Here is a 14,890-nt window from a genome sequence, read left to right on the forward strand (position 1 = left end):
GAAGAAATATGAGTGAGAGCTTCATCAGCAGCGGCGCCGATTACGGCTTCTACTTTGACCAGTCCCTGTGCACCGGCTGTAAGGCCTGCCAGGTTGCCTGCAAGGACAAACATGACCTGCCAGTAGGAGTGACCTGGCGGCGCGTCGTGGAGTACACGGGTGGCTCCTGGAAGATGGACGGCAACACCTTCACACCCAATGTCTTCAGCTACTACACCTCGGTTGCTTGCAACCACTGTGAGAACGCCGTGTGCATGGAGGTCTGCCCCACCACCGCCATGTCCAAGCGAGAAGATGGCACGGTGTATGTGGACCAGTCCAAGTGTGTGGGCTGCCGTTACTGCCAGTGGGCCTGTCCCTATGGCGCCCCCCAGTTGGACCCGCGCACGGGCCATATGACCAAGTGCGACTTGTGCTACGACTACCGCTCCACCGGGCAGGCCCCGGCCTGTGTGTCTGCTTGTCCTTCCCGCGCCCTGGACTGGGGCCCGATTGACGAGCTGCGCAAGAAGTACGGGGAGCAGGCGGGGATCGCCCCCTTGCCTGATCCTTCTCTTACCAAGCCCCATCTGGTCATCAAGCCGCACCGCGACGCCCAGAGCTGGGACAACGGCACCGGCACTATCGCGAACCCGGAGGAGATCTGATGAACACCGCCGAACTGCCCATGATCCTGTTCACGGTGCTCGCCCAGATGTCGGTGGGAGCCTTCCTGACCCTGGGGGCTCTGCAGGTTGTGGGGCATCTACGCCATGACAAAACTTGGACCACTGACCGGGTGACCCGGGCCGCACTTTTCGCCGTCTGGCCCCTGCTGGTGCTGGGCTTCGCGGCGGCCTTCTTCCATCTGGGAGACCCCTTCCACGCCCTCAATACCTTTAGGAACTTCGGTTCTTCCTGGCTGAGCCGGGAGATTGTATTTGGGGTGCTTTACGGCGCCCTAGGTTTCGCCTGCACAGGCTTTGAATGGTTTGGTTGGGGCTCGCGCGGCACTCGCCAAGTCCTAGCCATCCTGACGGCGACGGCGGGCGTAGGCCTGCTGGTATCCATGATCCAGGTCTATTACTCGGTGCGCACAGTCCCGGCTTGGCATAACTCCAGCACCTGGCTGCTGTTCCTGGGCTCAGCGCTGCTGACTGGTCCACTGGCAGTGGCGGTGGCGCTGTTGTTCTCTTGGACTTCACAGCTCAAGCGCGATGAGCACGGCACCAACTCCGGCTGGCGGCGTTTCTTGGACCTGCTGCGGGTGACTGAGGCTCGCCCTATGGACGCCCCCACCTCCAAACTCACCACGGTGGCCATCCAGCTGTGCGCTTTGCTCAGCCTGGTAGCGGCACTGGTCCTGCTGGTTACCTACCCGCTGCTCACGCAGCACCTAGCGCAGGGGAAGAACCCCGCCTCCGCGCATGTGCTGGGCTTGCTGACTGAGGGCAGTGCCCTCACCTGGCGCCTGCTCCTGTTGGCGCTGGTAGTGGTTTTGGTCAGCGGTGTCGCTTATGTGCGCGCCAAGAACGCTGAACGTCCTTCTCACACACTCGTGTGGGTGCTGACGGCCGCCTTCGTGCTGGCGGTGGGAGGCGAGCTGCTAGGACGCGCGCTGCACTACGAGGGCTTATTCCACGTGGGCCTGAATACGCTGCAGGCGGGCCTGGGCGGCTGAATCAGCCAGGAGAGCCATGACCACCGATGACCAACTTGAGCGCTTTGCTGCCGCCTTATCCACCTTGGGCAGGTTGCAGCTGACGCCAGCTGATGACCAAAGCCGCACCGACGTCGTCGAGTTAGCTCCGCAGTGGCCGCTTACGGCTTGTCTGGAGGCTGACTCTGCCGCCGCGGAGTACTCGACGGCGGGGTGGGCGGAGCTGCAGGCCAGCGTCACTAGTGGTGAAGCGGGCTCCGTGGTTCATGCCGACCAGGATCGGGTCTACGGCATCAGTGCGAGCGCGGTGGTGCCCCCCTTTGAGTCGGTGCACCGTGACGAGGAGGGGCTGGTCTTTGACCGCCGCACTTTGGAGGTACGGCAGGCCTACCGGCGGCTGGGGCTGCACGCCCCCAAGCTGAACCGGGAGCCGGACGACCATCTGGGTCTGGAGTTGGACTTCCTGGCCCAGTGCTGCGAGCGGGCCCTGGACTGCGCTGACCGAGGTGACGCCAGATTGCGCGAGGAGTACCTGAGCCTGGCGCGGGACTTCAGTTCTGTGCATCTCCTGGCCTGGGCGCCAGCGATACTGCAGCAGGCGGCGCAGGCAGCCCAGACTCACTGGCTGCGCGGGCTGGAGTTGCTGACCTTAGGCAGCGTGCTGGCCTGGGGGCAGGCACTGGGGCTGCCAAGTCCCGTGCAGAACGAGCAGGGCGAGTACCAGGTTATTCGGGGCCAACAGGAGTTCTGAGAGGCCATGGCAGCTAGGGACAAGCCTGACTCTGGGCGGGTACCTGGGGCTGGGCTTGGGTGCGGGTCGGAGACTGCAGGCGGACCTGGCTCTGCCTCTGGGCCCGCCTCTAAGTCTGCCCCAGACTCTAGGCCTGGGGAGATTGCTGCGCTGGTGCGGTGGTTCAGCGGGACCGATTTCCACGGCCCGGTGCTCTTGTGCTGTGCTGCGTGTGGCGAGCCGCCCGCGCCTGCTGAGGGCTTGCTCCTGCGCTGGAGCGCTTGTCTGGCACAGGCGCCACTGGCCCTGGCCCCGGCGCTGTTGGCAGCGGGCGCTACTGAAGTGCTGGTAGCCCACTGCCTCGCAGGTGGCGCATCTGCGGTGACGGAGCTATGCGAGCGTTGGGAGCAGTTGGCTCCTGGGTTGGTGCGCCGGCTCCCGGTGAGTGCTCCACGCGCACGCAGCTCAGCTCTGCGGCCTCTGTGGCGGCGCAGTAGCCCCATACTTAACGCCGCCGCGGTGCCGATCCCTCGGCGAATGCTGCTGGGGGGCCGAGTGGAGTTGCCCTTTGACGTCGACGGCGACGCGCAGGCGCTGCTGCTGGCGGCCCTGCGCGCGCTGGTGCGGGCGGGGCGCGTGTCTGATCCGGCTAGCGCCCTACAGGGCTTGCCTGCCGCAGGTAGGCATCTGGAGGCCACCGGCTGCAATCTGTGCGGGGTCTGCACACATGCCTGCCCAGAGGGCGCTTTGCAGTTCGCCTTGGTGGGTCACAGCGCGGGGGCCACCCAGGGCTTGGTGCACGACCTGTCCGCTTGCCGCAGTTGCGGGCTTTGTCTACGCCAGTGCCCCACACAGGTGCTACGCGCTGCGGGCCCGGCTGAGCTGAGGGCGCTTTGGCAGGAGCCGCAGGAGGTGCTGGCGGCTGACAGCTCAGTCCTTTGTGAACGCTGCGGCAACCGCTTCGGCAGCGCTGCCGCGAGTGGGCCTGAGTCCCGGCGTCTGTGCCCTTTATGCACTACCCGTTTGCATTCGCCTTTTGGGGCCTTGCCACCGCAGGCGGAGGCCTTTCTGCCTGCCGACGTCGTCGCCAAGATCCGGCGCGCGCAGAACGGTGACGCCAACAACCAGTTGTAGTACTACGGCAGCCGTAGTATGCTTGTCGTACAACAGACATGCGAGAAAGAGACACCGTGATCAGCGCTGACGCCATCCGCGGTTACGTCGACCTGATGGTCCTCTCCTTGCTCCAACAACGCCCTTCTTACGCCTACGAGCTAGCCAAGACCATCACCGAGGTCTCCGCTGGCGAGTACACCATCAAACAGACCACCCTCTACACCGCCCTGAAACGACTAGAGGCCTCCGGACTCACCGTGTCCTACGCGGACGTCTCCGAGTCCGGCAAACCCCGCACCTACTACCGCCTCACCGCCCAGGGAACCACCTACCTGAGCCAGAAGCTCACCGAGTGGGAGGACACCAAGAACCTGGTGGACCGCTTTGCTAAGCCCCAGAAAGGAACCCCCTGATGGACGCCATCGACACCTTCCTAGAGGCCATGTTCGCGCCCTACCCGGCGACGCCTCGTATGACGGAAGCCAAGGCGGAACTGCGAGCCATGATGGAGGACGCCTACGCGGATGCCGTCACCTCCGGCAAGACCCACAATGAGGCGGTCGGCCAGGTCATCACGGATTTCGGCAATTTGGAGGAGCTCGCGCCCGTGCTCGGAATCCTCCCGGAGATTAGAGATGCACAAGCCGAGCAGCCACCAGCACCTCCCTCTAATGCGCCGGCCAGCCCCTCCTACGACGCTGGTGCCTGGCCGGTGGTCACGCTGCCTGAAGCTCAACAACTCGCGAAAGCCAAGCGCCAAACCGGCCCCCTCCTGGCAGCGGGTGTGTCCCTATGCGTGCTCGCGGCTATCCCGGTTACCCTAATCAGCGTGCTCGGCCCGATGGGCCTAGGCTGGTTTAGCAGCGACTCCAAAGCCTTTGCCTTAATGGTCCCGATGACGCTGATGATTGTCGCCTTTGCTGTCATGCTGCTGCTGCGCCGTCGTCAAGCTTTCGCTGGCATTGAGCACCTGGCAGAGGGGCGTTTTGTGCAGGACCCCATCGTCTCCTCCTGGGCTTCGCGGCTGCGCGTGGAACACGAAGGGACGCGCTCACGGGCACTGATGATTGCCGTCGGCCTGTGGATAATCTCAGCTATCCCCGTGATGACCTTCGCCGCTTTGAAAGAGCCAAACAGCACCCAGGACTTCACCGGCCTGGGGGTGGCCGGCACCCTCCTCCTAGTGGCGACTGGTTTGTACATCTTCCTGCCCGCCAATTGGGCGGCTTCCACCCACGAGTTGCTAAGCAAGCAGGGGCGTTCCCGCGTTGACGTGCCGGACTCGGAGGCCGACCGCGACCGGATTGTCGGCGTGATTGCAGCCATCTACTGGCCGGTGCCGGTGGTCGCGTATCTGATCTGGTCTTTCGGCTGGGATGCCTGGGAGCGCTCCTGGTTGATCTGGCCTATCGCAGGCATACTCTTTGGGGCGATCGCCGCGGGCATAGGCGCTTGGTCCTCCGGACGCCGCGCCAACTAAGGCACCCCACCCCACCCTTTTGCGAGCGCAGCCAACAGATAAGCCCGCACAGGCTTGGCTGACCGCCGGGTATTGGGGGTGGCAAAGGCCCGGGTTCCAGGGACATCCTGGCAATCCGGGCCTTTCTTGGTGGCTCCGACCGGCGTCGATCCGGTGACCTTTCGATTTTCAGTCGAACGCTCTACCAACTGAGCTACAGAGCCTGGATTTCCCCAATCTTGCCGCACTAGGGCGGCTTCGCAGGGAATCCGCGACCTTGACGGGACTTGAACCCGCGACCTCCGCCGTGACAGGGCGGCGCGCTAACCAACTGCGCCACAAGGCCATATTCAGCAAGGGCTGACTCTACCGGACCCCCGCCACAAGTCAATCCGGGCCATCCCACACGGCCCGCGCCGCGGCGATTGCTGCGCTCGGCGCAAAGACCCCTGAAATATGACGAGGACCCGCACCTTGTGGGTGACGGGTCCTACGTCGTGGCTCCGACCGGCGTCGATCCGGTGACCTTTCGATTTTCAGTCGAACGCTCTACCAACTGAGCTACAGAGCCTGGGACTATCCGGCCCGGCCAGCTACTGGAACTGACCGGGCCAAAGTCCGCGACCTTGACGGGACTTGAACCCGCGACCTCCGCCGTGACAGGGCGGCGCGCTAACCAACTGCGCCACAAGGCCATATTGTATTGTTCGGCAAATTGCCAGAATCACTGCACGATCCGTACCCCCAACGGGATTCGAACCCGTGCTACCGCCGTGAAAGGGCGGGGTCCTGGGCCGCTAGACGATGGGGGCCCACTAGGCCTCGGCGTCGTTGTGCCTCGAACCGGAAGGAACACTATTGGCCATCATGCAAAGCGCGCAAATCGCTCGCACGTGAGCCTGCTCACCAGGCTAGCACGGGCTTTGAGTGCCTGCCTCAAAACCCAAGCGGCACAGCACTTAACAACGCTTATCCCACAGGGCAGCCCACCCGTGGCAGGCTGGCCCCATGACTCCTCCAGTGCAGCTCACAGACGCCGAGTTCGACGCCGCCGTCGACGACGCCCTAGCCCTCATCCCCGAAGAACTGGCTCAGGCGATGGACAACGTGGTCTTCCTGATCCAGGACGAGCCCGACCCGGAGCTACTCACCGCCGCTGATTACGACGAAGACGGCCTGCCCACCCTCTTGGGCCTATACGAAGGCACGCCCCTAACTGAACGGGACGAGTCCTGGAACCTAGTCCTGCCCGACCGGGTGTTGATCTTCTCGGGTCCACTGTCCCGCTGGTGTCTAAGCCGCGAAGAGCTGGTCCGCGAGATTGCGATAACAGTCATTCACGAGGTGGCGCACCACTTTGGCATCGACGACGACCGCCTGTGCGAACTCGGCTGGGAGTAGCGGAGGCACAGTTATCGGGTCACCCACACCTCGTTCTATCTAAGGGTCTCCCCTGATTCCTCGCGCCCTTAACGGGCTACCCACGGACTCCCCCAAGTAGCTATGGGGTCTTTCCGGATACCGCCGTCAGTCCCTCGGAGCGAGGGCCGGCGACTGCTGTTTTACCGCAATCATGGGCCCCTCCGGCTCCGGCAAATCCACCCTCATGCACTGCCTAGCAGGTCTGGAAACCGTTACCTCCGGCACCATTGACCTGGATGGGGAGGTGATCTCCTCCATGAGTCAGCGCCGCCTGACCAAGCTGCACCGCGAGCGCATTGGCTTCGTATTCCAGGCATTCAATCTGGTGCCTTCGCTGACTGCGGAGGAGAACATCACCCTGCCGCTGGATATTGCCCGCCACAAGGTGGATCGCGCCCACTTTGACCGGGTGGTCGACGCCGTCGGCCTGCGTGACCGCCTGGGGCACCGGCCCGCTGAGCTCTCCGGCGGCCTGCTACGCAAGCCCGTGGATAGCGCCCTAGCGGAGCAGCTGAAAACCATTGCGGGGGTATCCATTGCCCGCCCCGTCTCCTCCCTGCAACTGACCCTGGTGGGCGCGGACCAAGCCCCCGTCTCCACCACCGGAGCTCCCTCCATAGCCATGCCCTTGTATGGCGACGAACGTGGCCTCACCCTGGTTTCCGGCGTCTATCCCAAGGGGGAGAGTCAGATCATCCTGGAGTCTGACGCTCTGCGTCGCTCGGGTCTGAAGGTTGGGGACCGCACGCATATCGTGGCCCTGGGCACACCTCGCGAGGTGGAGTTGGTGGGGGAGTTCAGCTTTGGCACCTCCATGGCGGGTGCGGTGCTGGTGGGCATGGACCCCGATTGGGTAATGCCCATGGCGGCCCCGGACGGCAAGGTCAGTTCGGTGGAAATCCAGGTGGCATCTGGCTCCGACGTCACCAAGGTGAAGGAGGCCGTAGCTGCCTCCTTGCCCGCAGACGCGCAAGTGCGCACCCGGGAAGAGGAAATTGCCGAGCAGAACCAGTTCGTCGAGAAGATCCTCGGCTACGTGCAGACCTTCCTGTTGGTCTTCGTGGTGCTGGCCATGTTTGTGGGTTCCTTCATCATCATGAACACCTTTGCGATGAGTGTGCGGCAGCGGCAGAAGGAGTTCGCGCTGCTGCGGGCGGTGGGGGCTTCCACCTTCTCGGTGTTCCTGACTGTGCTGCTGCAAGCGGTGGTGATCGGGCTGCTCGGCTCGGCATTGGGGGTGCTGGGTGGCCTAGGCCTGACCCGGCTGCTGGTGGCGGGCCTGGAGGCGTATGGCATGCCACTGCCCGGCGGGGTGCCGATGACCAGCACCATCATCGCGACGTCGATCGCAGTGGGTCTGCTGGTCACCATTGTGGGGGCGCTGCTGCCTGCCCGCGACGCCGCCCTAACCGCCCCGGTGGAGGCGATGCGGCAGGTTTCAGGCTCCCGCGAGAAGTCCCTGGTGTTGCGCAGCATTTTGGGGCTGCTGTTCACCGCTGCTGGGCTTGCAGGGGTACTGACCGCCTGGAAGGTGACTGGCCTAGGCCACCGTGGGCTGGTGCTCGGCGTCGGTGCCGGAGTGCTGCTGCTGGGGCTCTTGGTCTCCTCCCCCATTCTGTCGCGCCCGGTGACGAGCTTGCTGGGGCTGCCGCTGCGGCTGCTGCGCCCCTCTGGGCGGCTGGGCACTCGAAATGTGGTGGCTGCTCCTCGGCGCACTGCCGCCACCTCTGCGGCCTTGCTAATCGGTGTGGCCCTGGTGAGTGCGGGCGCCACCATCACCGCCTCCATGAAGGAGTCGGTGCGGGAGATCGTCAACGATTCCATGCACGCGGACCTGCTGGTGCAGCCCGACGCCACGAACAGACTCCAGCCGATGGCGCCGGAATACAAGACGAAGATCAGCCAACTCCCGGGCGTGGCCGAGACCACCTCCCTGCGCATGAGCATGGTGTCGCTCACCGGGCAGGGCAAAGAGCCCGGCACCTCCGTTATCGCCGCCGTGGACGCCCCCTCTTATGTGCGCGCCTTCGACCCGATCATGGTTTCCGGTTCCTTGGAGTGCCTTGACGACTCACATGTGGTGGCTTCGAAGAGCTCCGGCTTCCAGGAAGGCAAGCCGGTAACCGTCACTGGCCCCGCCGGCTCAGTGGAGGCCACCGTCTGCGGCATTTCGGACGCCAAAGGCTCAGGCAATGCCCTTTTCACCAATGCGGCTTTGGCCGCTCAGGTGGGCGACCTGCTGGGTTCCCCGCCGCTGAGCGCCCAAGAACTGCTGGATAACCCCCACGCCATGATGGTGACCTTGGCCCCCGGTGCGGACCTGGCTCAGGTACGGGAGCAGATCAAGGACCTAGTGGCGCCGTCCTATGTGTTCCAGGTGCTGGATCAGAAGCAAATTTCGGATCAGGTGGGACAGCAGGCCAACCAGGCCCTGTCTGTGCTCTACGCCCTGCTGGGGCTGTCCATTGCTATTGCCATCCTGGGGATCGTCAACACGCTGGTGCTGAGCGTGTCTGAACGCACCCGGGAGATCGGGCTGATGCGGGCGGTGGGCTTGGGCCGCTCCCAGTTGGCTGGGATCATCATGACTGAGTCGGTGCTCACAGCCGTGTATGGCACGGTGTTGGGGGCCGGTACTGGGCTCTTGCTGGCTGCAGCGTTACGCTCGTTCTTGGCCGATCGGGGTTTGAGCGTGCTCGTAATCCCCTGGGGCCAGCTAGCTGGCATGGTCATCACTGCCGTGGTGGTGGGAGTGCTAGCCGCCTTGTGGCCCGCCCTGAGGGCCACGCGCCTGCCTGTGCTGGAAGCGATCGCCACTGAGTGAATCGTGTTTGAGTCCGGCTGGCCGTCCCTGATGCCAAGCGATTCCTGAGGTCATCATGCGCCCACCCCACCAAGCTGCCCAACTGTCCCGCCGCAAACTCCTGGCGGTCTCGCTGAGCGCCACCACCCTGGCCGCCTGTGGCCGCGCTGCAAATTCGGCTGATTCGGTGGGGGCGGGCGCCACCTCAGCCTCCGCAGTTACGACGGCACCTGCCACAGCAGCCCCCAGCCCCACGCTGGCCTCTCCCTCCGCCGGCCCGACGCCGTCGCCCACCCCAACACCTAGCCCAACTCCAACGGCCCTGGCAGGTTGGAGCCTGGAGCAGAAGGTGGGGCAGTTGCTGATGGTGGGCACCGACGCCACGGCAGCCTCCGGGACCGCCAGTTCAGCGATCACTGATCTGCACGTGGGCGGGGTGTTCCTTTCGGGGCGCTCGGGGGCGGGGGTGGCGGCGACGCGCCGCGTCGTGGATTCTTTGCGGGCCCTAGTGGGAGCGGATTCCACTCACTCGACGCCGTTGCTGGTCTCCACGGACCAGGAGGGTGGGCAGGTGCAGGTGCTGCGCGGGCAGGGCTTCTCCCGCATGCCTGACGCCCTAGCGCAGGGCGGCCAGGGGGCCGGCTTAGCGGCCACGGCGGCGGGCTGGGCGCAGGAGTTAGCGGGGGCCGGGGTGAATATGAACCTGGCGCCCGTAGCTGACCTGGTGGACCTGGCTAACCCGGGTGCAAACGCGCCAATTGGTGCTTTTGGGCGTGAATATGGGCATGACCTCGCTACGGTGCGGGCTGGGGTGGAGGCTTTTGCCGCCGGCATGGAGCAGGGCGGGATCATCCCCACGCTTAAGCACTTCCCTGGCCTGGGGCGTGTGGCTAAGAACACTGATGTTTCCTCCGGGGTGACGGATTCGCTGACCGGCCCGGATGACCCGGCGGTGGCTTTATTCGCGGAGCTGGCTAAGGCCAGCAGCAAGCGCGTGGTGATGGTCTCCTCCGCCTACTACACGCTGCTAGATGGCTCCGCACCGGCGGTTTTCTCCAAGGCGGTGGTCACGGACCTGCTGCGCAGCAAGCTGGGCTTTGGTGGTGTGGTCATCACCGACGACGTCTCGGCAGCGGCGCAGCTGGCCGCCTGGACGCCCGGCCAGCGCGCCGTCTGGACGCCCGGCCAGCGCGCCGTGTCTGCGGTGCGGGCGGGCTGTGACATTGTGCTGGCCTCCGGGGCACCGTGGCTGATCGGCGAGATGGCTGCTGCCCTGGTGTCTGCTGCACAAGCAGATGCGGCTTTTGCTGCGCAGGTGGATGCAGCGGTGGAGCGGGTGCTAGCCCTCAAGGCTCAGCTGCCTGGCTGAAGCCCGGAGCGCTCCCGCCACGGTTTGCGCGCAGCGGGAGATCGTCCGCACAGGTAGTCTGGTGGCGCTGCCGAAGCGGCCGAGCGTATGAGATTCTGATGCTAGGCCTACTCCGCACCGCCTACGCGTCTCCCAAGAAAGCCGAGATCGTGTCACGTAACACCACTCCCCCCAGTCCCCAGCCGACACTTGGCGAGCTGGTTGCCCGGATTTCAGAGAATATTTCCGGCCTGATCCACGGCGAGTTTGACCTGGCCAAAGCCAAGGCCAAGAACATGGGCCTCCAGATGGGTCTGGGCACAGGCCTGCTGGTGGGCGCCGCCGCCGTCGCCCTGTACGGCCTCGGGTTCCTATTCGACGCCGCCGCCCGCGGCATCGGCGTATTTTTGCCCTTGTGGGCGGGCAAGCTCATCGTGGCCGTAGTGCTGCTGCTGATCGCAGCGATCCTGGGCCTGATCGGAGCTAAGAAACTCAAGGAAGGCAAGGCCTCCATGCCTGCCCCCCAGGAGGGCCTGAAGACCAGCGCCAAGACCCTCAAGTCCTCTATCGTCTCCGGTTTCCAGAAGGCACAGAACCATGACTGACTCTGCCAAGGCTCCTGCCCCCACAATTGCCGAGTTGGAGGCCCGCCTGGCCCGCCAGCGCGAGTCACTAGCCTTCGACCTGGAGTCCCTGGGCTCACGGCTCGCCCCGGTATCGCTAAAGACTCAGGCTCGCGAACAAGTCAACAGCACTTTGGCTTCTCTGCGCGACCGCGCGGCCGCGCTGCGGGACGGCGGCAGTGCCGACGGCGTCGGGGAGGCTGCGGAGAGCCTGTCTGGCAAGCTCGGCAAGCTGCGTGAGCGCGCCGCCGATCTCTTGGAGACCAAGGGTGAGGATGACATCGCCGCTCCCGGCTCCCCCCTAGCAAATATCCGCACTCGGGCCGCCAAAGTCATGCGCGGCGATGCTGGGGCCTGCTGTGGCGGCTCAGCCTGCGGTTGCCCGGGGCGCAAACGCGCCACTGAAGCGCTGGGCAAGCTGTGCTCACGAGCCAAGGGGCTGGTGAGTCACCAGGAGGAACAGCCAGCGGTCTACGGCATCTATGCGGAGGCCACTGAGGCTGCCAGCAGCACAGCCAGCCCTGCTGGGTCCGCCGTGGAGGACCTGCCTACGCGCCTGCGCCACCTGCTAGACGATGCGCGCGACGGCGATCCGACTGCCCTAGCCGTAGCCACCGGTGTTGCCCTGTGCCTGACCGGAGTCGCCACGGTGGCTGTGGTGCGGGCGGTTCGCCGGTGAGTTCGCCGGAGCGCACGCGGGACGTGGCTGAGATTGAGGCGCAGCTGCGGGCCTCACGGGAGGCCTTGGCGGCCGACGTCGACGCCCTGGCGGCGCGTTTCAGTCCCAAGGAGCAGGCCAAGCAGGCTGGGAAGCGGCTTGGTTACCGCCTCCGCTCCGCCCTTACCTCCCGCCGCAAGTGACGCCTCTGCGCTGGGGTTGCAGTGCTGCCGGGCCCTGGATGCATAAGCTCGCTTTGGAGAGGTGGGGTGCACCACCCCGGCAGCTCAGTTCAGGAATGGCCTAGTTGCACTGAAACGATGTACGGTAGCGCCACGACACATTTGCCCATGAGATGCGCGCCCAGCGCGCCCAGAGACGTTGGAGGGGGTCGAGCCTATGGGGCGCGGCCGTCAGAAGGCCAAGGCGACCAAGGTCGCACGGAAGCTCAAGTACTTCACCCCGGACACGGATTACGCGGCGTTGGAGCGTGAGCTCTCTGCGTCGTCCTCCGCCTCCGGTGACGAGATGGACTATGAGGCGCTGGCCTCTAAGTACGCCATTGCCGACGACGATGAGGACTGGGTTGAGGACGATGCGGCCCAGGTCTGAGCGTCGCTTTTGACAACGGCTGAAGGGCCGTGGGTTCGTCAGAGCCCACGGCCCTTTCGCATGCCTGCCCGCCGCACGCGTATGAGTGCGATCGTCTAGCCCACCCGGGCACTGGCCGCCACATGAACGCGCCGCTCGACGCGTACTGCGGCTCCTGCCCGGAGGTGAACCGCGACGCGCGCACCTCTTGGCATTCGCCCGTTCACAGGGCTCAGCGAGAACCGGCGTACTTGTGTGCTGGACCTCGGTGAGTCATACTTAAACCACTAGACCGACGGTCGGTCGGACACACTGAGGCGGAACCTCACTCCTGACCGCCACCACCCCCACTCGGAGCAACCATGCCGCCCACCCGCCTAAACGCCTCGGCCCGCCGTGAGCAGATCCTGGACGCGGCGCAGGACCTGTTCCTGGCCAAGGGCTACGAGACCGCCACCATCGAGGACGTCCTGACCGCCGTCGGCATCGCAAAGGGCACCCTCTACCATCACTTCCGCTCCAAGGAGGCGATCCTGGAGGCGATCGTCGCCCGCACCTGCGAGGAGGTCTCCCAGCGCTCCGCGCAAGCTGCAGAAGCCACCGCTGCCGCCCAGCTCCCCGCCCCTCAGCGCCTCCTGGCAGTGCTCGCCGCCGCCCGCGCCGACGACGAGGACATCGCCCTGTCCCAGCAGCTGCAGGCTGCGGGCAATATGCGCTTCCACCTCATGTCCCTGACCCACGCCTACCGCCACCTGCACCCCCTCCTGACTCAGGTGGTGGCCGACGGCGTCGCCACGGGTGAGCTGCACTCCACCGACCCGGCCGGCGACGTGGAGATCATCCTGGCCGCCGGCATGACACTGCTGGAGGGCGGGATCTTCTCCCCTGCAGATCTCACGGAGGCAGCGGAATCCGACGCCGACTCAAGGGCCCAGTCCGGGGAGGGGGCCGATGCGCCCGGGGGCGGGGCCAATGCACCCGCCTCTGCCGCCGCCTCGCACACAAGCATCAGGACCGCTAACGGCACCGGTATCAGCACCGGTGCCTCCTGCACCCCCGGAGCCATCGCAGCCCGGCGTCGCACAGCCCTCATCCGCGCAGCGGCAGCCCTGCTCGGCGCAGATCTGACCTGGCCGCCCTCCCCGGCCGCAGCTGCCGCACCCTCTGACCCGGCCTCCCCCGCCCCGCCCCCAGGCAGCCCACAATGAACCGCCTCCTGATCCTGGTCCTGGGCTCCTTCACCACCTCGCTCGGCTCCGGTATGACCGCCTTCGCCCTGGCCACCTGGGCCTACCGCACGCAAGGCAGCGCTTCCGCCGTCGCCCTGGTGCAGCTGTGCGCCTTCACCCCCATAGTCCTACTGGGCCCGCTGGCTGGCGTGCTGGCCGATCGCCACGACCGGCGCACCATGATGCTGCTGGGCGACGGCGGCTCCGCACTCGGCCTGCTGCTGGTCCTGGCGGCCCTATCCCGTCCCAGCACACCCCTGCCCATGGTGCTGGCGGGCGTGACCGCCTCCTCCTGCCTGGCGGCCCTGACCGAGCCGGCCCTGCGCGCCTCCGTCAACGAGCTGGTCCCCGCCGAGCAGTACGCCAAAGCCTCCAGCCTGCTGCAACTGGCCTCCGCCTCCAAGTTCTTGCTGGCCCCCGTGCTGGCCGGGGCGGTGCTGGTGCGCGCGGGCGTCTCCGCCGTCCTGTGGCTGGATATCGCCAGCGTGGGAGTGACCTTGGCGTGCACGCTGTACGTGCGTCATCGCACCGCCTCCCACACCGACGCCCAGACCGCCCGCCTGCTGGAGCAACTGCGCACGGCTGCCGCCACCCTGGCCCACACCCCGGAGGTGCGCCGGGCCATCACCCTGGCCGGTCTGCTCACGGTGGTGCTCGGCAGCCTGCAGGTGCTGCTGCCGGTGGTGCTGCTGGCCCGCTACGACGTCGAGGCCGTGGGCACCGCCCAGTCCCTGGCCGCGACCGGCCTGCTGGTGGGCGCCCTGGTGGTGGGGGCACTGCGCCGCCCAGTGCCCTGGCGGCTGCTGACCACCGGGATCACGCTCCTCGCGGCGGGCCTGGTCATGGTGCCGCTAGCCCACTCCCTGCCCCGCCTGAGCCTTTGCTGTTTCACAGTATTCGGGGCCCTGGCAGCCTGCCAGACCGGCGCAGATCTGGTGGTGCGCACGCGCGTACCTGACCAGCAGCAGGGGCGGGCCTGGGGAATGATCGGCATGATCTCCCAGCTGGGGTACCTGGTGGCCTACGCCCTCGCCGGTCCCCTGGCGGATCACGGCTTCGAGCCGCTGCTGCGCGAGGGCGGCCCCCTGGTGCCGACTCTGGGCGCTGTGGTGGGGGCGGGCGCGGGGCGGGGCACCGCCTTGCTTATCGCGACGGCGGGCCTAAGCTGCCTGGCACTGCTACCGCTGGCCGCGTCCCGAGGGCTGCGCGCCGTCGTCGTCCGCAAGGCGCCACCGGACCAAGCTCTGGCGCCTGTAGCCGAGGGCAGCTGAG

At 66.1% G+C, this 14,890-nt stretch carries 15 protein-coding genes and 5 tRNA genes; 15 read left to right on the top strand and 5 right to left on the bottom strand.

Features of this window, described 5'->3' with window-relative positions; genetic code table 11:
• Positions 1-8 precede the first annotated feature (8 nt).
• Genes DR039_RS05795 through DR039_RS05820 form a run of 6 tightly spaced genes read left to right on the top strand, consistent with a single transcriptional unit; the run spans position 9 to position 4,965 of the window.
• Positions 9-647, top strand: a complete 639-nt coding sequence (locus DR039_RS05795; protein ID WP_111836473.1) for a DMSO/selenate family reductase complex B subunit — start codon at positions 9-11, stop codon at positions 645-647.
• Positions 647-1,660, top strand: a complete 1,014-nt coding sequence (locus tag DR039_RS05800; RefSeq protein ID WP_111836474.1) for a dimethyl sulfoxide reductase anchor subunit family protein — start codon at positions 647-649, stop codon at positions 1,658-1,660. Before DR039_RS05795 ends, DR039_RS05800 begins: the two co-directional genes overlap by 1 nt.
• A gap of 16 nt (positions 1,661-1,676) precedes the next feature.
• Entirely contained in the window at positions 1,677-2,390 is a 714-nt protein-coding gene (locus tag DR039_RS05805; RefSeq protein ID WP_111836475.1) for a TorD/DmsD family molecular chaperone, read from the top strand.
• 6 nt (positions 2,391-2,396) lie between these two features.
• The gene (locus DR039_RS05810) at positions 2,397-3,503 is read left to right on the top strand and encodes a 4Fe-4S dicluster domain-containing protein (protein WP_111836476.1); all 1,107 of its coding nucleotides are present in this window, start codon (positions 2,397-2,399) and stop codon (positions 3,501-3,503) included.
• A gap of 56 nt (positions 3,504-3,559) precedes the next feature.
• Complete coding sequence (locus tag DR039_RS05815) at positions 3,560-3,898, top strand: PadR family transcriptional regulator (protein WP_111836477.1); 339 nt, start codon at positions 3,560-3,562, stop codon at positions 3,896-3,898.
• The gene (locus DR039_RS05820) at positions 3,898-4,965 is read left to right on the top strand and encodes a permease prefix domain 1-containing protein (RefSeq protein WP_172458368.1); all 1,068 of its coding nucleotides are present in this window, start codon (positions 3,898-3,900) and stop codon (positions 4,963-4,965) included. Before DR039_RS05815 ends, DR039_RS05820 begins: the two co-directional genes overlap by 1 nt.
• Before the next feature lie 127 nt (positions 4,966-5,092).
• On the opposite strand, the gene DR039_RS05825 is transcribed toward DR039_RS05820, so the two are convergent.
• The 5 genes from DR039_RS05825 to DR039_RS05845 form a co-directional block, all read right to left on the bottom strand.
• A tRNA-Phe gene (locus DR039_RS05825) sits at positions 5,093-5,168 on the bottom strand.
• Positions 5,169-5,216: 48 nt separating this feature from the next.
• Positions 5,217-5,290, bottom strand: a tRNA-Asp gene (locus tag DR039_RS05830).
• A 152-nt stretch (positions 5,291-5,442) separates the two neighbouring features.
• A tRNA-Phe gene (locus DR039_RS05835) sits at positions 5,443-5,515 on the bottom strand.
• Positions 5,516-5,565: 50 nt separating this feature from the next.
• Positions 5,566-5,639: transfer RNA gene (locus tag DR039_RS05840), tRNA-Asp, on the bottom strand.
• Between the two features lie 44 nt (positions 5,640-5,683).
• Positions 5,684-5,756 (bottom strand) — tRNA-Glu (locus DR039_RS05845).
• A 196-nt stretch (positions 5,757-5,952) separates the two neighbouring features.
• Between DR039_RS05845 and DR039_RS05850 the strand changes: the two genes are divergently transcribed.
• The 9 genes from DR039_RS05850 to DR039_RS05890 all read left to right on the top strand — a co-directional run bounded on the left by DR039_RS05850 (position 5,953) and on the right by DR039_RS05890 (position 14,889).
• Positions 5,953-6,345 carry a metallopeptidase family protein gene (locus DR039_RS05850; protein ID WP_111836479.1) on the top strand — a complete coding sequence of 131 codons (393 nt, stop codon included), beginning with the start codon at positions 5,953-5,955 and terminating at the stop codon, positions 6,343-6,345.
• Between the two features lie 172 nt (positions 6,346-6,517).
• Entirely contained in the window at positions 6,518-9,190 is a 2,673-nt protein-coding gene (locus tag DR039_RS11400; RefSeq protein WP_111836480.1) for an FtsX-like permease family protein, read from the top strand.
• Positions 9,191-9,245: 55 nt separating this feature from the next.
• The gene (locus tag DR039_RS05860) at positions 9,246-10,538 is read left to right on the top strand and encodes a glycoside hydrolase family 3 N-terminal domain-containing protein (RefSeq protein WP_111836481.1); all 1,293 of its coding nucleotides are present in this window, start codon (positions 9,246-9,248) and stop codon (positions 10,536-10,538) included.
• Positions 10,539-10,636: 98 nt separating this feature from the next.
• Entirely contained in the window at positions 10,637-11,122 is a 486-nt protein-coding gene (locus tag DR039_RS05865; RefSeq protein ID WP_111836482.1) for a phage holin family protein, read from the top strand.
• The gene (locus DR039_RS05870; protein WP_111836483.1) at positions 11,115-11,819 is read left to right on the top strand and encodes a hypothetical protein; all 705 of its coding nucleotides are present in this window, start codon (positions 11,115-11,117) and stop codon (positions 11,817-11,819) included. Before DR039_RS05865 ends, DR039_RS05870 begins: the two co-directional genes overlap by 8 nt.
• The gene (locus tag DR039_RS05875) at positions 11,816-12,001 is read left to right on the top strand and encodes a DUF3618 domain-containing protein (RefSeq protein WP_111836484.1); all 186 of its coding nucleotides are present in this window, start codon (positions 11,816-11,818) and stop codon (positions 11,999-12,001) included. Before DR039_RS05870 ends, DR039_RS05875 begins: the two co-directional genes overlap by 4 nt.
• A 196-nt stretch (positions 12,002-12,197) precedes the next feature.
• Positions 12,198-12,410: a DUF3073 domain-containing protein gene (locus tag DR039_RS05880; protein ID WP_111836485.1), complete on the top strand. Its 213-nt coding sequence runs from the start codon at positions 12,198-12,200 to the stop codon at positions 12,408-12,410.
• A gap of 341 nt (positions 12,411-12,751) precedes the next feature.
• Positions 12,752-13,597 carry a TetR/AcrR family transcriptional regulator gene (locus tag DR039_RS05885; protein WP_111836486.1) on the top strand — a complete coding sequence of 282 codons (846 nt, stop codon included), beginning with the start codon at positions 12,752-12,754 and terminating at the stop codon, positions 13,595-13,597.
• Complete coding sequence (locus DR039_RS05890; RefSeq protein WP_111836487.1) at positions 13,594-14,889, top strand: MFS transporter; 1,296 nt, start codon at positions 13,594-13,596, stop codon at positions 14,887-14,889. The genes DR039_RS05885 and DR039_RS05890 overlap by 4 nt, the downstream gene beginning before the upstream one ends.
• Position 14,890 lies beyond the last annotated feature (1 nt).

The sequence above is a fragment of the Actinomyces bovis genome, assembly GCF_900444995.1.
In the GTDB taxonomy this organism is placed as follows: domain Bacteria; phylum Actinomycetota; class Actinomycetes; order Actinomycetales; family Actinomycetaceae; genus Actinomyces; species Actinomyces bovis.